General features: G+C 66.8%; 20 protein-coding genes. 7 read left to right on the forward strand and 13 right to left on the reverse strand.

Annotation, left to right across the window (positions count from 1 at the left end; translation table 11 throughout):
* Positions 1-14: 14 nt before the first annotated feature.
* The 3 genes from EBS_RS01095 (at position 15) to EBS_RS01105 (ending at position 2272) form a co-directional block, all read left to right on the forward strand.
* The gene (locus EBS_RS01095; protein WP_043106914.1) at positions 15-1022 is read left to right on the forward strand and encodes a DNA-directed RNA polymerase subunit alpha; all 1008 of its coding nucleotides are present in this window, start codon (positions 15-17) and stop codon (positions 1020-1022) included.
* A 43-nt stretch (positions 1023-1065) separates the two neighbouring features.
* Positions 1066-1476, forward strand: coding sequence for a 50S ribosomal protein L17 (gene rplQ, locus EBS_RS01100; RefSeq protein WP_043106917.1), 411 nt, complete (start codon positions 1066-1068; stop codon positions 1474-1476).
* A 67-nt stretch (positions 1477-1543) separates the two neighbouring features.
* Entirely contained in the window at positions 1544-2272 is a 729-nt protein-coding gene (locus EBS_RS01105; protein ID WP_043106918.1) for an SAM hydrolase/SAM-dependent halogenase family protein, read from the forward strand.
* Between the two features lie 161 nt (positions 2273-2433).
* Here the strand turns inward: EBS_RS01105 and EBS_RS01110 are convergent, their stop codons facing one another.
* Entirely contained in the window at positions 2434-3498 is a 1065-nt protein-coding gene (locus tag EBS_RS01110) for a PA0069 family radical SAM protein (RefSeq protein WP_043106919.1), read from the reverse strand.
* Positions 3485-5572 (reverse strand): ATP-dependent DNA helicase RecG, encoded by a 2088-nt coding sequence (recG, locus tag EBS_RS01115; RefSeq protein ID WP_043106920.1) that lies wholly within the window; start codon positions 5570-5572, stop codon positions 3485-3487. Before recG ends, EBS_RS01110 begins: the two co-directional genes overlap by 14 nt.
* A 310-nt stretch (positions 5573-5882) precedes the next feature.
* Here recG and EBS_RS01120 point away from each other — a divergent pair, with 310 nt between their 5' ends.
* Positions 5883-6293, forward strand: coding sequence for a secondary thiamine-phosphate synthase enzyme YjbQ (locus tag EBS_RS01120; protein ID WP_043106921.1), 411 nt, complete (start codon positions 5883-5885; stop codon positions 6291-6293).
* A gap of 12 nt (positions 6294-6305) precedes the next feature.
* Here EBS_RS01120 and EBS_RS01125 read toward each other — a convergent pair whose 3' ends face one another.
* Positions 6306-6824 (reverse strand): invasion associated locus B family protein, encoded by a 519-nt coding sequence (locus EBS_RS01125; RefSeq protein WP_043106923.1) that lies wholly within the window; start codon positions 6822-6824, stop codon positions 6306-6308.
* A gap of 76 nt (positions 6825-6900) precedes the next feature.
* A complete protein-coding gene (locus tag EBS_RS01130; RefSeq protein WP_043109021.1) occupies positions 6901-7287 on the reverse strand; it encodes a RidA family protein in 387 nt (128 codons plus the stop codon).
* A gap of 26 nt (positions 7288-7313) precedes the next feature.
* Between EBS_RS01130 and EBS_RS12620 the strand changes: the two genes are divergently transcribed.
* Positions 7314-7589, forward strand: coding sequence for a hypothetical protein (locus EBS_RS12620; protein ID WP_148307596.1), 276 nt, complete (start codon positions 7314-7316; stop codon positions 7587-7589).
* A 203-nt stretch (positions 7590-7792) separates the two neighbouring features.
* Here the strand turns inward: EBS_RS12620 and lnt are convergent, their stop codons facing one another.
* The 6 genes from lnt to EBS_RS01160 form a co-directional block, all read right to left on the reverse strand.
* Positions 7793-9280 (reverse strand): apolipoprotein N-acyltransferase, encoded by a 1488-nt coding sequence (gene lnt, locus EBS_RS01135; RefSeq protein ID WP_052199174.1) that lies wholly within the window; start codon positions 9278-9280, stop codon positions 7793-7795.
* On the reverse strand, positions 9281-10156 hold the full coding sequence (locus EBS_RS01140; RefSeq protein ID WP_043106924.1) for an HlyC/CorC family transporter: 876 nt from the start codon (positions 10154-10156) through the stop codon (positions 9281-9283).
* Positions 10157-10186: 30 nt separating this feature from the next.
* The gene (gene ybeY / locus EBS_RS01145; protein ID WP_043106925.1) at positions 10187-10651 is read right to left on the reverse strand and encodes an rRNA maturation RNase YbeY; all 465 of its coding nucleotides are present in this window, start codon (positions 10649-10651) and stop codon (positions 10187-10189) included.
* Positions 10648-11625, reverse strand: coding sequence for a PhoH family protein (locus EBS_RS01150; RefSeq protein WP_043106926.1), 978 nt, complete (start codon positions 11623-11625; stop codon positions 10648-10650). Before EBS_RS01150 ends, ybeY begins: the two co-directional genes overlap by 4 nt.
* A complete protein-coding gene (gene miaB / locus EBS_RS01155) occupies positions 11625-12971 on the reverse strand; it encodes a tRNA (N6-isopentenyl adenosine(37)-C2)-methylthiotransferase MiaB (RefSeq protein WP_043106927.1) in 1347 nt (448 codons plus the stop codon). The genes EBS_RS01150 and miaB overlap by 1 nt, the downstream gene beginning before the upstream one ends.
* 93 nt (positions 12972-13064) lie before the next feature.
* Positions 13065-13298, reverse strand: coding sequence for an acyl-ACP--UDP-N- acetylglucosamine O-acyltransferase (locus tag EBS_RS01160; RefSeq protein WP_043109023.1), 234 nt, complete (start codon positions 13296-13298; stop codon positions 13065-13067).
* A gap of 192 nt (positions 13299-13490) precedes the next feature.
* Here EBS_RS01160 and EBS_RS01165 point away from each other — a divergent pair, with 192 nt between their 5' ends.
* Together EBS_RS01165 and rsmA are read left to right on the forward strand one after the other, a co-directional pair.
* The gene (locus EBS_RS01165; RefSeq protein ID WP_043106929.1) at positions 13491-15050 is read left to right on the forward strand and encodes an inorganic phosphate transporter; all 1560 of its coding nucleotides are present in this window, start codon (positions 13491-13493) and stop codon (positions 15048-15050) included.
* Positions 15051-15055: 5 nt separating this feature from the next.
* Positions 15056-15862 (forward strand): 16S rRNA (adenine(1518)-N(6)/adenine(1519)-N(6))-dimethyltransferase RsmA, encoded by an 807-nt coding sequence (gene rsmA / locus EBS_RS01170; RefSeq protein ID WP_043106930.1) that lies wholly within the window; start codon positions 15056-15058, stop codon positions 15860-15862.
* Here rsmA and EBS_RS01175 read toward each other — a convergent pair.
* The 3 genes from EBS_RS01175 to EBS_RS01185 form a co-directional block, all read right to left on the reverse strand.
* On the reverse strand, positions 15841-16656 hold the full coding sequence (locus tag EBS_RS01175; protein ID WP_043106931.1) for a DUF2927 domain-containing protein: 816 nt from the start codon (positions 16654-16656) through the stop codon (positions 15841-15843). The genes rsmA and EBS_RS01175 overlap by 22 nt on opposite strands.
* Before the next feature lie 419 nt (positions 16657-17075).
* Entirely contained in the window at positions 17076-17555 is a 480-nt protein-coding gene (gene ssb / locus EBS_RS01180; RefSeq protein WP_043106932.1) for a single-stranded DNA-binding protein, read from the reverse strand.
* A gap of 73 nt (positions 17556-17628) precedes the next feature.
* The gene (locus EBS_RS01185) at positions 17629-19008 is read right to left on the reverse strand and encodes an MFS transporter (RefSeq protein WP_231892824.1); all 1380 of its coding nucleotides are present in this window, start codon (positions 19006-19008) and stop codon (positions 17629-17631) included.
* Positions 19009-19059 lie beyond the last annotated feature (51 nt).

Consider the following 19059-nt stretch of genomic DNA (forward strand, 5'->3'; position numbering starts at 1 on the left):
GAAGAGGGTAATCCATGGCGGGTTCGGTCAACGAGTTCCTCAAGCCACGCATCGTCAACGTCGAGACGATCAGCGATCGTCACGCAAAGGTGTCCCTGGAGCCGCTGGAGCGGGGCTTCGGCCACACCCTGGGCAATGCGCTGCGCCGCATCCTGCTCTCGTCCATGCCCGGTTGCGCGGTCACGGAGGTGGAGATCGAAGGCGTGCTGCACGAGTACAGCGCCACCGAGGGCGTGCAGGAAGACGTGCTCGAGATCCTGCTCAACCTCAAGGAGCTGGCCATCGTCATGGAAGACCGTGACGAGGCCATGCTGGCTTTGAACGCCAAGGGTCCGGGTACGGTGACCGCCGGCGACCTGCAGCTCCCGCATGGCGTGGAGATCGCCAACCCCGAATTCCTGATCGCGCATCTCACCGACAAGGGCGAGCTGAGCATGAACATCAAGGTCGAGCGTGGTCGCGGCTACGAGCCCGCAGCCAACCGCGAGGGTGCGGCCGGCGAGGACCGCCCCATCGGTCGTCTGCAGCTCGACGCCTCCTACAGCCCGATCCGTCGCGTCGCCTACAGCGTCGAGGCCGCCCGCGTCGAGCAGCGTACCGACCTCGACCGCCTGGTGCTGGATATCGAGACCGATGGCACCATCGACCCGGAAGATGCCGTGCGTCACTCGGCGACCATCCTGCAGGATCAACTCAGTGCCTTCGTCAATCTCGACCAGACCACCACGGCCACCGGTGCTGACGAAGAAGAAGGCAAGGGCCCGGCGGTCGATCCCATCCTGCTGCGCCCGGTGGACGATCTGGAACTGACGGTACGTTCGGCCAACTGCCTGAAGGCCGAGAACATCTTCCTCATCGGTGACCTGATTCAGCGCACCGAGGTGGAGTTGCTCAAGACCCCGAATCTGGGCAAGAAGTCCCTGACCGAGATCAAGGACGTACTTGCCACCCGTGGCCTGTCGCTGGGCATGCGCCTGGAGAACTGGCCGCCGGAGAATCTCGAAGAACTGATGGCACGCTGAGAAGCGTTCCCCGTAGTAACCTTTTTGCATAGGAAGTCGACCCATGCGTCATCGCAAATCCGGACGGCAGCTGAACCGTAACAGCGCACATCGCAAGGCCATGTTCCGCAACATGGCCAACTCGCTGTTCGAGCATGAACTGATCAAGACCACTCTGCCCAAGGCCAAGGAACTGCGCCGTGTGGCCGAGCCGTTGATCACCCTGGCCAAGGAAGACAGCGTGGCCAAGCGTCGCCTGGCCTTCGCCCGCCTGCGCAATCAGGCCGCTGTGGCCAAGCTGTTCAACGAGCTGGGCCCGCGCTACAAGGAGCGTCCGGGCGGCTATCTGCGTATCCTCAAGTGTGGTTATCGCCCCGGCGACAAGGCACCCATGGCCTACGTCGAGCTGGTCGATCGCCCGATCGTCGAGGCCGCCGAGGGTGACGACATGGAAGCGGCCGTCGAGACCGAATGATCGCCCGCTGCGCGAGCGACAGGCCGGGCATTGCCCGGCCTTTTGCGTTTCGGGGGTGCGGGCTGGCATGAGTGGCCCGCTCGTCCTGTTTACCGACTACGGGCTCGATGGCCCCTGGGTCGGCCTGCTGCATGCGGTGATACGCCAGGCCCGGCCAGGGGCCGGGATCATCGACTTGCAACACGACCTGCCCCCTTTCGACCGCGTGGCGCCGGTGTCCTGCTCGCCGCTCTGCGCCGCTGGGTGCCGCTGGGTGCCGCGGGGTGCCACCGTGGTGGCAGTGGTCGACCCCGGGGTCGGTACCGCGCGCGGCGGATTGCTCGTCGAGTGTGACGATCTGCGCCTGATCGGTCCCGACAACGGCCTGTTCGCCCCCTTTTTCGCGGGGGCGCTGCGCATCCGGCGTATCGACTGGATGCCCGGTGACATCCCCGCCACCTTCCATGGCCGCGACTGGTTCGTGCCCGCTGCGCTGCGCCTGCTCTCGGGTGAGGCGCTGGAGACTACCGAACTACGCCCTGCAGATTGCGTCGGCCATGACTGGTCCGGGCGGCTCGACGAGATCGTGTACATCGATCGTTTCGGCAACCTGGTGACCGGCATTCCGGCCCCGCTGGCCCCGGATGGCGGTCCGTGGTGCCTCGCCGGGCACGAATTGCCGCATGCCCGCACCTTTGCCGAGGTGTCGCCGGGCACGGCCTTCTGGCACCTGAATGCCCTGGGCCTGGTCGAGATCGCGGTCAATCTCGGCAGTGCCGCCGAGCAGCTCGGGTTGCGCGTCGGCGACCCGCTCTGAACTTGCAGCGCATGGGCTAAGTCCCGCTCCAGGACGACATGCAAGGCCCCCGGCACGACGCTTATCCCCTGCTAGCGGGGCCAGTGCTTGTCCTGGAGGAAGCGTCTCCCGGCCTCTCCTGTACAAGGGGAGGGCAGGTATCTGTGCCGGGTTTCACCCGTTCAATCGAACAGGCCGAGCTGCCCGCTGGGTGAGGGCGCGCGAAACTTGTTGCAACGCAGCGGCGGCAGACCGGGGAAGCCCAGCGCCCGATACCGCTTTCGAAAGCGCGCGGCGATCAACTCGGCGAAAGGCCCTTCACCGACCATCCGGTGGCCGAAGCGGCTATCGTAGAGCCGGCCACCGCGGCTGTCGCGGATGCGGGCCAGCACCCGTTCGCGGCGTTCGGGATAGTGCACGGCCAGCCATTCGTCGAACAGGGGGCCGACCTCGTGGGGCAGGCGCAGCAGGACGTAGCCGGCCTCGTGCGCCCCGGCAGCATGCGCGGCATCCAGCAGGGCCTCGAGTTCGCTGTCGGTAAGAAACGGGATCACCGGGGCGATGAGCACGCCCACCGGGATACCCTGGGTGGCGAGCCGCTCGATCACCCGCAGGCGGCGCTGCGGGGCGGCAGCGCGCGGCTCCATGCGCCGTGCCAGTCTGCGGTCGAGGGTGGTCAGCGATACGTTCACCTGTACCAGGCCATCACGCGCCAGCTCGGCGAGCAGGTCGACATCGCGCTCGATCAATGCCGACTTGGTGACAATGCTCACCGGGTGCCGGGCCTCGCACAGCACCTCGAGCAGGGCGCGGCTGATGCCGAACTCGCGTTCTATCGGCTGCCAACCGTCGGTGTTGATCCCCAGCGCGATGGGCTGGCAGCGGTAGCCCGGGCGTGCCAGTTCCTCGCGCAACCGCATGGCGGCGTCGGGTTTCCAGTGCAGCCGGGTCTCGAAATCCAGCCCCGGGGAATAGCCCAGCCAGGCGTGGCTGGGCCGCGCGAAGCAGTAGATGCAACCGTGCTCGCAGTCGCGGTAGGGGTTGATCGACTGGCGGAAGGGCACGTCCGGTGAGTCGTTGCGGGTAATCACCGAGCGGCTGGTATCGCGTACCAGCTCGCGATTCAGCGGCGGCAGCTCCTCGCTGCTGCCCCAGCCATCGTCGAAGGTCTCGACGTGGTGTGCCTCGTATCGGTTGGCGGGATTGGAGCATGCGCCCCGTCCCCGGCGCGCCTCAGACCGCTGCATAATGCACCTTTTCGCCCAGCCAACGGCGGATCAGCGGCGCGGCCAGCTCGGGGTGTTCACGCAACAGACGGTCGGCCAGCGCCTGCACTTGCGGGATCAGCGCCTCGTCGCGCACCAGGTCGGCGATGCGGAACTGTACCTCCCCGGTCTGCCGGGTACCCAGGACCTCGCCGGGACCACGCAGCGCCAGATCCTTGCGGGCGATGGCAAAGCCGTCGCTGCTCTCTCGCAGCATGCCGAGGCGCTCACGCGCCAGTTGCCCGAGTGGGGGGTGATACATCAACACACAGTGGCTCTCGGCCGCGCCCCGCCCGACCCGGCCGCGCAACTGGTGCAGCTGCGCCAGTCCCAGGCGTTCGGCATTTTCGATGATCATCAGGCTGGCGTTCGGCACGTCCACGCCGACCTCGATCACGGTGGTCGCCACCAGGAGGTCGAGCTCGCCGGCCTTGAAGGCCTGCATCACCCCTTCCTTGTCAGCGTCCTTCAGGCGTCCGTGTACCAGCCCGACCCGCAGGTCCGGGAGGGCCTCGGCCAGCTCGCGTGCGGTGTCCTCGGCGGCCTGGCATTGCAGGGCCTCGGACTCCTCTATCAGGGTGCAGGCCCAGTAGGCCTGGCGTCCCTGGCGACAGTTTTCACCCACCCGGGCCACCACCTCGCTGCGACGTTCGTCGCTGATCACCACCGTCTTCACCGGCTGGCGGCCGGGTGGCAGTTCGTCGATCACCGACAGGTCGAGATCGGCATAGGCTGTCATCGCCAGGGTGCGCGGGATGGGTGTCGCGGTCATGATCAGCTGGTGCGGCACCAGTCCGTCGCCCTTGTTGCGCAGCGCCAGCCGCTGGTGCACGCCGAAGCGGTGCTGCTCGTCCACGATCGCCAGGCCCAGGCGGGCGAAGCGCACATCCTCCTGGAACAGGGCATGGGAGCCGACCACCAGCGCCAGCTCGCCGGCGGCCAGGTGCTCGAGCACCGCCGCGCGTCGGCGCCCCTTGTGACGGCCGGTGAGCCAGCCTACCTCGATGCCCAGCGGCGCGAACCATTGCGCCAGGTTCTGCCGGTGCTGCTCGGCCAGCAGCTCGGTCGGTGCCATCAGCGCCACCTGCCAGCCGTCCTCCAGCGCACGCGCTGCAGCGAGCGCTGCGACCAGGGTCTTGCCGCTGCCCACGTCGCCCTGCACCAGGCGCAGCATGGGGCGGCCCGAGGCCAGGTCGCCGGCGATCTCCTCTGCCACTCGCCGCTGAGCACCGGTCGGTTCGAAAGGCAGTGTATCCAGCAGGCGACGCTCCAGTTCGCCGGCGACGATGACCCGCGGCGCGGCATGCGCGCGCGCGCGGCGGCGCAGCATGCGCAGGCTGAGTTGGTGGGCCAGCAGCTCCTCGAAGGCCAGGCGCTGCTGCGCGGGGTGGCCGTTCTCCGACAGCAACTGGGTGGAAACATCCGGCGGGGGCCTGTGCAGCAGCGCTACCGCCTCGGGCAGAGAGGGCAGCCGGTGTTCGCGCAACACCGCCTCGGGCAGCAGTTCCTGCAGGGCACGGCCTTCGTGCAGCAGCGCCAGGGCCTGCCCAGTGAGATCCCGCCAGCTCAACTGGTGCAGGCCCTCGGTGGTGGGATAGATCGGCGTCAGTGCCTCCTCGACGGGGGCTGGCGCGTCGTCGCGCAGCAGGGTGTACTCGGGATGCACCAGTTCGAGCATCGCCGGGCCATTGCGTGCCTCGCCGAAGCAGCGCAGGCGTACGCCGCGCGCGAAGGCCTGTTTCTGCGCGGCGGTGAAGTGAAAGAAGCGCAACATCAGGGCGCCGCTGCCGTCGGACACCCGTACCAGCAGTGAACGCCGCCGGCCGAAGCGCACCTCGGCATGATCGACGGTGACCTCGATCACCGCCTGGTCGCCGGCGCGCAGGCTGCCCACCGGCACCACCCGAGTGCGGTCCTGGTAGCGCAGCGGCAGGTGGAACAGCAGGTCCTGCACCGTGTCGATGCCCAGCCGCGCCAGTTGTTGTGCGCGTCTTGGCCCCACCCCGCGCAGCGCGGTCACTGGTATCGTCGCCAGACTGTCCGCTTTGGCGTTCATGGGACGAGGATACTGGAGGAGGGAGAACGTAACAAGAACACAGGGGTAGGCGGGAGAACCGCCAAGGACGCGAAGGTTTCAGAAGGGGGGACCACAAAGGGCACGAAGGACACGAAGATTTCCTATGTGATGCTGGCCGATGAGCACAAGGCCGTCACATCAATAGCCTTTGTGTCCTTTGTGGTTATCCCCCGCTTGTCACCCCGTCGGGAGGCCTTCGCGATTCCATCCTTGCATCGGAACCCGGGCAATGGCTGCACGCAGCGCGACAAAGGCCCTACACTATCGTCTTCATCGCAGGACCGACGCCATGTTTCAGGAGATGCTCGAATTCGATACCCGCGGACGCGGGACCCTGGATATTACCCGCGAGGTGCAGGGGGTGGTGGCACGCAGCGGAGTGCACACCGGTCTGTGCCACGTATTCGTGCAGCACACCAGCGCCTCGCTGATCCTGTGTGAGAACGCGGATCCCGATGTGCGGCACGACCTGGAGACCTGGTTCCAGCGCAGCGTGCCGGATGGTGATCCGCGATACCGGCACAGCCTGGAGGGGCCGGACGACATGCCGGCACACATCCGCTCGATACTCACCAACATGGACCTGACCCTGCCGGTGCGCGAGGGGCGCTGTGCGCTGGGGACCTGGCAGGGGGTCTTTCTCTACGAGCACCGCCATCATGGCCACCGGCGGCGGGTGCTGGTGACCGTGAGCGGTTGATTCAGGCGAGCGTCATTTCTTGTTGAGCGCGATGTAGGCGCGGGTAAAGCCCTTGAGGGAGACCGGCAGGGTGAGCACCTGGCGGTTGAGCAGGGCCACGCGCACCGCGGCCTTCTGGGCCTTCTTCATGGCCTTGAGCAGCTTGTCGTCGATGACCTGGCCCACGGTGGTGCAGCCCTCGGGCGCGCATGCCAGGAAGGGCAGCTTGAGCGGTTCCTTTTCGTGGCCCTCGACCACGAAGGCCGCGCCCGGAGGCAAAAGAACCCCCAGCGGCAGGGTCACGATCAGGACCGGCTTGCCGTTCTGCGGCGCCATGCCGATGCGCATCTGCATCACCAGCTTGCCGTTGTCCTTGTTGCTCACGTTCTGGAAGATGTAGCAGACCTCCGGTCCCTGCTTGCCCTTGTCGTCGGCCATCCCCTTCTCGCAGGCCTTACCCCAGTCGCCGAAGGTAGGCACCGATTTCTTGTCCTCTGCCAGTGCGGGTTGGATGATGCCCAGGAGGAGTACGGCCAGGATCAGTTTTTGCATCGTGAATTTCCGTTTGTCAGTGGATCAGGGCATCCGGCGGAAAAACCCCGCCTGGCTTCAGTCAAGCGACAGCCGATCAGCCGCCGAGTTCCATGATGGCGTCCATTTCGACACCAGCGTCCCGCGGCAGCGCCGCCACGCCGATGGCGGCGCGCGCCGGATAGGGTTGCTGGAAGTACTCGGCCATCACCTCGTTGACCTTGGCGAAGTGACCCAGGTCGGTGAGGAAGATGTTCAGCTTGACCACGTCGTTCAGGCTGCCGCCAGCGGCCCGGGCCACGGCGGCGAGGTTGTCGAACACGCGTCGGATCTGCGCCTCGATGTCGCCGTCGACCATCTCCATGGTCTCGGGTACCAGCGGGATCTGGCCCGACAGGTACACGGTGCTGCCCACCTTGACCGCCTGGGAATAAGTGCCGATGGCCTGCGGGGCCTGATCGGTGGCAATGATTTCTCTGCTCATCTGGACTAGTCTCCTGCAAGGGTGAGATGGCAATGCACGCACTCTATACAAAGGGCCCCCGGCTGCCCAGCCCCCTGGCGCTGGCAGGTGCCCTGCTGCTTTCCGCCTGCAGCGACCCGCCGGAGGCGCCGCGGCTGTCGCCCGAGCCCTGGTCCGACGAGGCCGAGGCGACATTCCAGCACGCCGAGGTGCTGCGCTACAGTGTCGAGCAGCAGCGGCTGGAACGCGAGCGGCTGCACCGCCTGGGACTAGCCCGATATTTTACCGGGCGAACAACGCTCGAAGCCCAGGAGACTGAATGATCGGGCAAAAATGGCAAAAAGGGACGCCAATCGTCGGTTGCCGTTTGTACCCTGCATTGCTCTATCCCGATTCCGGCGGTTTCTCGCTCGCTGTGGCTTGGCTTTCACTCAAGCGATAGCGACAGCTATCCCTTGAGCGCCAAACCGCCGCCACAGCGGCTGCGAATTCCGCCGGCTTTCGGGATGCCGGTGAAACATCCGGGCTAGACGACGCGGTCCCGCCGCCACCGGAGCCATAGGCCGCCGAGGATCGCCAGCACCCACAAGGGGGCATCGTGCCAGCGCACGTAGGGGGTGGCGCCCCGGCGCGGTACCACCTCGGCCTGCAGCAGCGCGGGGGCGAACTGGGGCGAGCGTGCGCGCACCCGGCCGCGCTCGTCGATCACCGCCGAGATGCCGGTATTGGTCGCGCGCAGCAGCCAGCGGCCGGTTTCTCGCGCACGCATCCGCGCGATCTGCAGGTGTTGATGCGGCGCCAGCGAGTCGCCAAACCAGGCATCGTTGCTGGCGTTGATCAGGAACGCCGCCTGCGGCAGGGCCTCGGCGACTTCGTGGCCGAAGGCGTCCTCGTAACAGATGTCCACGCCCACTACGTGATCGGCGAGATGCAGCACCGGGCCGACCGAGGGGTCGGCGCTGAAGTCCGACATGGGAATGCGCAGAAAGTCCAGCAGCGGGCGCAGCAAGGGGGCCAGCGGCAGGTATTCGCCGAAGGGCACCAGGTGGCGTTTGAGATACTGCTGTCGGCCGGAGGTCCCGAGCCCGACCATGGCGTTGTAATAGCGACCGTCGGGGCGACGCACCGCGATGCCGGTGAGCAGGTCCCGCCCCTCGTTGTGCATGCGCCGGTCGAGCGGCCGCAGCAGGGTGTATTCGACCTCGTCGTCGAATGCTGCGATGGCCGTCTCCGGCCAGACGACCAGGCGTGCCTCCGGCGCCTGCTCGCTCAGTCCCAGGTAGCGTTCGATACTCGGCTGGAATTGCTCGGGCCGCCACTTCTCGTGCTGCGGCACATTGCCCTGCACCAGTGCCACCGGCACCGGCGTGCCCGCGGGCTCGGTCCAGTCGATGCGCCCGAGCAGTGCCCCCGTGCCCCACAGCAGGATCAGGGCGAGCAGGGGCCAGCCCCGCCGCCAGGTAAGCAACAGCCCGGCCGAGAGCACCAGCAGGGCGCCGACGCCGAATACGCCGAGCAGGGGGGCGAAACCCGCCAGTGGCAGGTCGACCTGGCTGTAGCCCAGGGACAGCCAGGGGAAGCCGGTGAAGAGATAGGCGCGCAGCAACTCGGTGCCCAGCCAGGCCAGCGGTGCGACCAGCCACAGCAGCCAGGGGCCGTCACGGGTGCCCCCCAGCCAGCGTAGGCTGGCGCCTGCGAGGGCGAAGTAGGCGGCCACCACGGCGATGAACAGCAGGGTGAACAGCAGTCCCAGCGGTGGCACCACGCCGCCGAACTGGTCGATGCTGATGCGCAGCCAGAAGACGCCGAAGCCCATCAGGCCGAGGCCGAAGGCATAACCGATGGCGGCCGCTTCGCGCGTGTTGTGCGTGCCACGCCAGAGATGCAGCAGGGCGGCGATCAGTGGCAGCGCCAGCCAGCCCTGGCCGAAGGGAGCGAAGGCCAGCACCAGCAGGGCGCCCAGCCCGAAGGCGGCAGCCCCGCGCAGCAGGGAGGGGGCGACCCGCAGTGGCACTCAGGCCTCGCCGTCGCTCGCGCCCCCGGTGGCGGGCGTCAGGCGCTCGATGTTCAGCAGGCGGATACGCCGGCCGTCGGCGCCCAGGACCTCGAAGCGGAAGCCGCCGACCTCCACCGATTCGCCGCGCTTGGGCATGCGCCCGAAGGCCTTGAGCACCAGCCCGCCGATGGTGTCGTAGCCCTCGTCGGGCAGATCGACCTCGAAATAGGCGTTGAAGTCCTCGATGCTGGTGTGTGCCTTGGCGGTGTAGTGGTTCTCGTCGCGGCGCATGATGAAGGCGCCTTCGTCGAAGTCGTATTCGTCCTCGATTTCGCCGACGATCTGCTCGAGCACGTCCTCGATGGTGACCAGGCCGGCCGCCGCGCCGTACTCGTCCACCACGATGGCCATGTGGCTGCGACTGGCACGGAACTCGCGCAGCAGCACGTCGAGCCGCTTGCTCTCGGGCACGAACACCGCCGAGCGCAGGATGTCGCGCAGACGGAAGCGTTCGGCATCGCGCCCACAGTATTGCAGCAGGTCCTTGGCGAGCAGGATCCCGACCACCTCGGCGCGGTCCTCGCCGATCACCGGGAAGCGCGAGTGCGCGGACTCGACCACCACGGGCAGGATCTGCTCGAGCGAGTCGTCACGGCTTACCACTACCATCTGTGCGCGCGGGATCATGATGTCGCGCACCTGCAGGTCCGAGACCTGCAGCACGCCCTCCATCATGGACAGGGCGTCGCCGTCGAACAGCGCCTTGCGGCGTGCCTGGCGCAACAGCTCGACGAGCTGTTCCTTGGTTTCCGGTTCGTTGCGGGTCTCCGGGAGCAGTCGCTCCAGCAGGCGGCTCGCGAACGAACCGCTGCGACTTCGGTCCTTGCTGTTCATGTCATCTCGTCGGGGGATGGGGGAAAGGGGTCATTCGTCGTAGGGGTCGCCGAAGCCCAGGCGTTCGAGGATGGCGCGCTCGCGCGTCTCCATGACCTCCGCCTCGGCCTCCGTCTGGTGATCATGGCCGCACAGGTGCAGTACGCCGTGCACCACCATGTGTGCCCAGTGTGCTGCCGGGCTCTTGCCCTGTTCGGCCGCCTCGCGCTCGACCACTGCCGCACAGATCACCAGGTCGCCGAGCAGGTGCCCGGTCTCCTCGGCCGGCACCCCGGGCGGGGCCTCGAAGGGAAAGGACAGCACATTGGTCGGCCGGTCCCGATCGCGGTATTCGCGGTTGAGGGTGCGGCTCTCGTCCTCGTCCACCACGCGGATGGTGACGGCCGCCGGCCCCTCGCGGTCGCTCAGGGCTGCGTCCGCCCAGTGGCGAAAGGCCGATTCGGGCGGCGTGCGCTCGTCGCGCACCGCGTACTGCACCTCGATCTCGGGGTTCATGCGTCGCTCCCGCGGTCGTGGCGGTCGTAGGCCTGCACCACCTTCTGCACCAGGGTGTGGCGCACCACGTCGCGGGCGTTGAAGAAGGTGAAGCTCAGGCCCTCGACCCCGCCGAGCACCTCGATGGCCTGGCGCAGGCCCGACTGCTGGCCGCGTGGCAGATCCACCTGGGTGACATCGCCGGTGATCACCGCTGTCGAGCCGAAGCCCAGGCGGGTGAGGAACATCTTCATCTGCTCCGGGGTGGTGTTCTGCGCCTCGTCGAGAATGATGAAGGCCTCGTTGAGTGTGCGCCCACGCATGTAGGCCAGAGGCGCCACCTCGATGACATTGCGCTCGATCAGCTTGCTCACGCGCTCGAAGCCCAGCATCTCGTAGAGGGCGTCGTACAGCGGTCTCAGGTAGGGATCGATCTTCTGGCTGAGATCGCCGGGCAGGAAGCCCAGGCGCTCGCCGGCCTCCACCGCCGGGCGTACCAGCAGGATGCGTCGCACCTGCTCGCGCTCCAGTGCGTCCACTGCGCAGGCCACGGCGAGATAGGTCTTGCCGGTGCCTGCCGGGCCGATACCGAAGTTGATGTCATGGGTCATCACCCGTTGCAGGTACTCTGCCTGGTTGGGGCCGCGCGGGCGGATCAGGCCGCGGCGTGTGCGGATGGTGACCTCGGGGGCATCCGCCTCGCGCGGCTCGAGCAGGGCCTCGATGCCCGATTCCTGCAGGAACAGGTGCACCCGCGCGGGCGTGAGCACCTCGTGCGCCGAGGCGTCATACAGGCCTTGCAGTACCTCGCGGCCCGCGCGCACCGCCTCGGGACCGCCGAACAGGCGGAAGAAGTTGCCGCGGTTGCTGATCTCGATGCCCAGCCGGCGTTCGAGCTGGCGCAGGTGTTCGTCGAGTTGGCCACAGACGTTGCGCAGGCGCTCGTTGTCCTCGGGCTCGAGCAGCAGGTCCAGCGAGTCGGGGTGTTCCTTCATCAGGCGTTGACGGCCTCTTCAACGGGCGCGACCAGCTCGCCGCGCAGCGAGTTGGGGAAGGCCTCGGTGATGCGCAGGTCGACGAAATGGCCGATCAGCGAGGCGGGGCCGGCAAAGTTGACCACCCGGTTGTTCTCGGTGCGCCCGGCCAGTTCGTTCGGGTTCTTGCGCGAGGGACGGTCGACCAGCACGCGCTGCACCGTGTCCACCATCTGCCGGCTGATGCGCTGGGCCTGACTGTTGACCAGCTGTTGCAGGCGCGCCAGGCGCTGCTGCTTGACCGCCAGCGGCACGTCGTCGGGCAGCTCGGCAGCCGGGGTTCCGGGGCGTCGGCTGTAGATGAAGCTGAAGGAATGGTCGAAGCCGATCTCCTCGATCAGGCGCAAGGTGTGTTCGAAGTCCTGCTCGGTCTCGCCGGGGAAGCCGACGATGAAATCCGAGGAGATGCTGATGTCGGGGCGCACCTCGCGCAGGCGGCGGATCTTCTGCTTGTAGTCCCAGGCGCTGTGCCCGCGCTTCATGGCCAGCAGGATGCGATCCGAGCCGGACTGCACCGGCAGGTGCAGGTGGCTGACCAGTTCGGGCACCTCGGCATAGACCTCGATCAGACTGTCGGAGAACTCCACCGGGTGCGAGGTGGTGTAGCGGATGCGCTCGATGCCGTCGATGGCGGCGACGTAGCGGATCAGCAGCGCCAGGTCGGCGGTCTCGCCGTCGTGCATCTGCCCGCGATAGGCGTTGACGTTCTGCCCCAGCAGGTTGACCTCACGCACGCCCTGGGCGGCGAGCTGGGCCACCTCGGCGATGACGTCGTCGAACGGCCGGCTGATCTCGGTGCCGCGGGTGTAGGGCACCACGCAGAAGGTGCAGTACTTCGAGCAGCCCTCCATGATCGAGACATAGGCCGTGGGACCCTCGGCGCGTGGCTCGGGCAGGCGGTCGAACTTTTCGATCTCGGGGAAGCTGACATCGATCACCGGCTCGCCGCGGCGGGCCTGTTCGATCATCTCCGGCAGGCGGTGCAGGGTCTGCGGGCCGAACACCAGGTCGACGAAGGGCGCTCGCTCGCGGATGGCCTCGCCCTCCTGGCTGGCCACGCAGCCGCCCACGCCGATCACCAGCGAGGGCCTGGTCTCCTTCCACGGCCGCCACTGCCCGAGCTGGGAGAACACCTTCTCCTGCGCCTTCTCGCGGATCGAACAGGTGTTGAGCAACAGCACATCGGCCTGCTCGGGGCGGTCGGTTTCCTCCAGGCCGAGCGATTCCCGCAGCACGTCCCGCATCTTCTGCGAGTCGTACTCGTTCATCTGGCACCCGAAGGTCTTGATGTAGACGCTGCCTGCCATCTGTTTACCGGTTTAATTCAGGGGACCGGCAATTTTACCTCGACAAACAGCTATTTGCATCCGTTCCCGGCCTTCTCGTGCCAACGGCAGTGCTCACAGGCCGATCAACTCCGCGTGCATGCCGTGGGCCTGGACCTCGCGCAACACCCGCTCGGGGCGCACGTCCTCGGGGTCGAAGTCCACCAGCATGAGGTGGCGGGCACGCTCGTGCACGCAGGCGCTATAGATCCCGTCCATCCAGGCCAGGTCACGCTCCAGGGCGTGGATCTGCTCGTCGCTCAGGTCTTCGTCGATATGGATGACGATGTCACTGCAGTAGTTGGACATGGCGGTTTCCTCCTCGCGACATGCGGCGGGACGCCGCACCCCATTGAATAGACCAGCCGGCCCCGCCGCGCCATGAGGGACATCCCTCACCCGGCGCCCTGGCCGATGGTGGTTTGGCCCGGGGACGGGCCTCCTACAGCTTCGCTGCGAGATGGGTACAATACCGCCACCTCCTCTTTCGACCCGATCATCATGAAACTGGAAAACCTGCAGGACATCGAACGCGCCACCGCGCCGGCACGCAGCGAAATGGCCCGCCTGAGCATGGCCATCCTCTTTCTCGTCGGTACCATCTTCTATGTGAGCGTTGCCCTGAACGCCAGCGACACCCTGGTGATCGCCGCCATCATGGGCGGCTACATGGCGCTCAACATCGGTGCCAACGACGTGGCCAACAACGTGGGGCCGGCCGTCGGCTCGCGCGCCCTGACCCTGGGCGGGGCCATCCTCATTGCCGCCATCTTCGAGGCAGGCGGCTCCCTGATCGCGGGGGGCGACGTGGTGGGCACCATCAAGAAGGGCATCATCGATCCGCAGATGATCGGCGACACCGACACCTTCGTGTGGCTGATGATGGCCGCCCTGCTCGCCGGTGCGGTGTGGCTGAATGCCGCCACCGCGCTGGGCGCACCGGTCTCGACCACCCATTCCATCGTTGGCGGGGTGCTCGGCGCCGGCATTGCCGCGGGCGGCTTCGGTATCGCCAACTGGGGCAAGATGGGGGCCATAGCCGCCTCCTGGGTGATCTCGCCGGTGCTTGGCGGCATCATCGCCGCGATCTTCCTGTATCTCATCAAGCGCAGCATCATGTACCGCCGCGACAAGCTGGCTGCCGCACGCCGCGTGGTGCCCCTGCTGGTGGCGGCCATGGTCTGGGCCTTCTCCACCTACCTGGTGCTCAAGGGGCTGAAAAAGATCTGGAAGACCGACTTCGGCACCGCCCTGCTGGTCGGTCTGGCAGTCGCCGTCGGCATCTACCTGCTGGTGCGCCCGCTGATCCGGCGCTCGACCCGCGACATGGACAACGACAAGGCGGCAATCAACCGGTTGTTCACCATCCCGCTGATCTTCGCCGCTGCCCTGCTCAGCTTCGCCCACGGGGCCAACGACGTGGCCAACGCGGTGGGTCCGCTGGCCGCCATCAACGAGGCCCTGGCGCACGGCGACATCGCCCGGAAGGCGCCCATCCCGCTGTGGGTGATGATGATCGGTGCCCTCGGGATCGCCTTGGGCCTGGCTCTGTATGGCCCCAAGCTGATCCGCACCGTGGGCAGCGAGATCACCGACCTCGATCAGAGCCGCGCCTTCTGCATCGCCATGGCCGCTGCCATCACTGTGATCATCGCGAGCCAGCTCGGCCTGCCGGTGTCCTCGACCCACATCGCGGTTGGTGCGGTGTTCGGCGTGGGCTTCCTGCGTGAGCACCTCAAAGCGACCTATGCGCGCATGATCGACGAGATCGAGGAGCACCATCAGGGCGAGGATCGCGAGGTGGTCGAGGCCTTCCTGGAGCGTTTCCGCGTCGCCTCGCTGGAAGAAAAGCGCATGATGTTGCGTGAGCTCAAGGACAAGAAAAAGAGCCTGCCGCTGGAGAAGGGCGAGCGCAAGCGCCTGAAGAAGATGGTGCGCAAGCAACTGGTCAAACGTTCGGCGTTGATGAAGATCGTCGCCGCCTGGCTGATCACGGTGCCGGCCTCGGCCCTGCTGGCCGCGCTGCTGTACTTCACGATCCGCGGCATGATGCTGCCCTGACCCAGGTGGGCCATCGGGCGCGCAAACGATTCGGGCAGAACTTTCTGCACGATCCGAACATCGTCCGCAAGATCGTGCGGGCCATCGATCCGCGCCCGGGCGAGCACCTGGTCGAGATCGGTCCCGGGCAGGCGGCGCTCACCCGTCCGCTGCTCGAGGCCGCGGGTGAACTGGATGCCATCGAGATCGACCGCGACCTGGTGCCACTGGTGGCCGAACGTTGCGCGCCGTACGGTCGGTTGCGCCTGCACCAGGCCGATGCCCTGAAGTTCGATTTTGCTGCCCTGACCGGCGACGGTCGCCCGTTGCGGGTGGTCGGCAATCTGCCCTACAACATCTCCACGCCGCTGCTGTTCCACCTTCTGGACTACCGGCGGCTGGTCCGCGACATGCACTTCATGTTGCAGAAGGAGGTGGTCGAGCGCATGGCCGCGCCGCCGGGGAGCAAGACCTACGGTCGCCTGTCGGTGATGCTGCAGGCCTGGTGCCGGGTCGAGCACCTGTTCGACATCGGCCCCGGTGCCTTCCGTCCGGCGCCGAAGGTGGATTCCAGTCTGGTGCGCCTCACCCCGTTGCCGGAATCGGCGGTCGGCATCGACGACCCGGCACTGTTCGCCGAGCTGGTGCGCCTGGCCTTCGCCCAGCGCCGCAAGACGCTGCGCAACAATCTGAAGGGGCGGGTCTCGGCGGAACGCATCGCCGCCCTGGGCCTCGACCCCGGTGCGCGTGCCGAGACTCTGGACGTGGACGACTTCAAGCGCCTGGCCAACGAGCTGGCGGGCGAGGGGGGTCAGCCGCCGGCGAGCGCGTAGGGCATGTGACGCCTCACCAGGCGTTCGGCCCGGCGGATCAGGCCGACCTTTTCCCAGGCGTCGAGCTGGCGGCGCACCGCCGGCCGGGCCTGTTCCCAGGTCATGCCGGTGCGCAGGGCCGGCGAGTAGAGCAGGCGGATCAGCAGGTAATCCAGGCCGGTCAGGCGCTCGTCGTCGCTGCGGTCGCTGAACACCGTGTGCAGGGCGAAGCGCGAGTCGTTGATCAACCCCAGCATCTGGGTGACCTCCTCGACGATACAGGACTCGAGCTTGCCAGCCGCCGTCACCCGGGAGACTGGGATCACCACGGTGCCGCGCACGATCTCGGCGCGTCGGTTGAAACGGATGCTGCCCATGCACCAGCTGTACGCGAATTCGTTTTCCGCGATCGCCGGCATCTCGCGCGCCACCAGGGCGTCGAGTTCATCGTCCGCGGCGAAGTAGACCCGTACATTGGCTTCCTCGGGGCGCTCGACCAGGCGCACCGAGAGGCGGGCGATACTGCCCAGGATCTCGAGGTGGCGGCGCAGCAGGGCGCGCTGGGTATGGGCGTCTCCCTCCCCGCTGTGCATCCACACGCGCAGGGGGCGCACCCAGCGCTTGATCACCGGAGGCACGCCCTCGCTGGTGTACTCGGCGTTCAGGGCGATGTCGTGGAAGCTGCGCTCGATGTAGAACTTGTCCTGCCAATAGGAAGTTGACGAGGCGGAGACGCCGCCAGCGGAGCAAACGGTCAGAATGCACAGCAGGCCGTACAGAAAGACGGTGGACAGGGCCTGCTTGTTGATCGGCATCTTCGGTAAGACCTCCCAGGCAGGGAAAATCCGATTGCCTGGTCAATCTAGCCCCGAAAAACACCTTTTACAACAAGCATTTACATCTTGCAGGATAATAATATTCGAATGTGGGCAGACGGCGATGCAGCTCGCCCGGCAAGGACCGGGCGAGAAGGGGGTTAGCCCGAATATTTCACCGGCCGAACAACGCTCGAAGCCCAACAGGCTGCATGATCGAGCAAGAATGGCAAAAAGGGACGCCAATCGTCGGTGACAATTTGTAGCCTGCGTTGTTCTATCCCGATTCCGGCGGTTTCTCGCTCGCTGTGGCTTGGTTTTCACTCAAGCGATAGCGACAACTATCCCTTTCGCTCCAAACCAGCCCCACAGCGGCTGCGAATTCCGCCGGCTCTCGGGATGCCGGTGAAACATCCGGGCTAGAAGGGAATATCGTCGTCGTAGCTGTTATCCACCGGCGGTGCGGCAGGGGCGGGTGTTCCCTGCGCTCCCTGCGGCTGGGCGTTCTGCTGGGGCGCCCCCTGCTGCTGACGCGGCGCGAAGTCGGCGCTGCCGCCACCGCGCGAGTCGAGCATCTGCATCTCGTCGGCGACGATCTCGGTAGTGTAGCGGTCGTTTCCCTGCTGGTCTTGCCACTTGCGGGTCTGCAGCTTGCCCTCGATGTACACCTTGGAGCCCTTGCGCAGGTATTCGCCGGCGATCTCCGCCAGGCGCCGGAACATCACCACCCGGTGCCATTCGATGCGCTCCACCGGCTCGCCGGTGTTCTTGTCCTTCCAGGACTCGGACGTTGCCACGGTGATGTTGCATACCGCGCCGCCGTTGGGCATATAGCGGACCTCGGGGTCCTGCCCCAGGTTGCCGATCAGGATTACCTTGTTGATGCCTCTGCTGGCCATCTTTCCTCCTCGAAAATAGGTGCTGGCGTCCCTTCCTTGGGGTCAGCCGTCGGTTCGTTCAGCGATTGGGATGTTACGCTGGCGCGCCGATGATTGCATCCGCCTGCGCGCGCTCGAAATGCTCGCGATCGACCTTCAGATAGGCTACCCCCTCCTCGGGCACCACCACCGCCTCGACCACCCCCGGCAGGGCCTGCAGCTGGCTGGCTATCCTTGCCGGATCGCCCAGCGCCGTCTCGGGCAGGTGCAGCAGTTCGCTGGCCACCCGCTGTGGCTGGCGCATGCCGCTGGCAGCGAGCAGCCAGACGAGGGTCATGCCGGCGCCGAACAGGAAGGGCGCCATGACGCCGTAGTGCTGGTGCAGCCAGCCGCCCAGCACGCCGCCGACGAAGGACCCCGTGAACTGCGAGGTGGAATACACGCCCATTGCCGTACCCTTGGCGTCCGGCGGCGCGGTCTTGGATACCAGCGAGGGCAGGATGGCCTCGAGCAGGTTGAAGGCCACGAAGAACAGCGCCACCGCCAGCACCAGCGGCCAGAACTGATGACCGAAGCGCCAGATCAGCAGTTGCGCTACGCCAAGGGTACTGATGGCGCCGAGGAACACGCCTTTCATGTGTCCGCCCTTCTCGGACAGGATCACCAAGGGCACCATGCCGATGATGGCGATGAGCATGATCGGAAGGTACACCAGCGCGTGATTCGCCGGTGCCACGCCGGCATCGCGCAGGAGCAGCGGGACGGCCAGGAACAGGGCGGTGAGGATCAGGTGCAGCGAGAAGATGCCGAGATCGAGACGCAGCAGGTCGGCCTGCGTGAGCACCCGCCGGAACAGGGCCGGCACCGGCTCGGCGTCGCGATGCACCGAGCTGCGCAGTGGCGTCGGTACCACCCAGGCGATCAGCGCCATGCCGGCCAGTGCCAGCCCGGCCGTGATCCAGAAGATGCCCGGCACGCCCACCCAGGCATCCAGAGCGGGGCCGGCGATCATCGCCAGCATGAAGGACAGGCCGATGGTCATGCCGATGGTGGCCATGATCTTGGTGCGCTGCTCCTCGCGCGTGAGATCGGCCGCCAGGGCCATGATCGCCGCCGCCACCGCGCCGCTGCCCTGCAGGGCGCGGCCGGCCACGATCCAGAGCATGTCCTCCGCACTCGCCGCCACCACGCTGCCCAGCGCGAACAGCGCCAGACCGCCCAGGATCACCGGTTTGCGCCCGAGGCGGTCGGACAGCAGGCCGAAGGGGATCTGCAACAGCGCCTGGGTCAGCCCGTAGATGCCGATCGCCAGGCCGGTGAGCAGCGGCGTGGCTCCCGGCAGGGTCTCGGCATACAGTGCGAACACCGGCAGGATCAGGAACAGGCCCAGCATGCGCGTGCCATAGACCCCCGCCAGGCCCAGCGCGGCGCGGCGTTCCGCCGGACTCAGAGCGTGATCCCTCTCCTTCGTCATTCCGACCTCCCGATATGAAGACTGCATGAAAAGCGGCATTTTACACTTCGC

The sequence above is a fragment of the endosymbiont of unidentified scaly snail isolate Monju genome (genome assembly GCF_000801295.1).
Classification (GTDB): domain Bacteria; phylum Pseudomonadota; class Gammaproteobacteria; order Chromatiales; family Chromatiaceae; genus MONJU.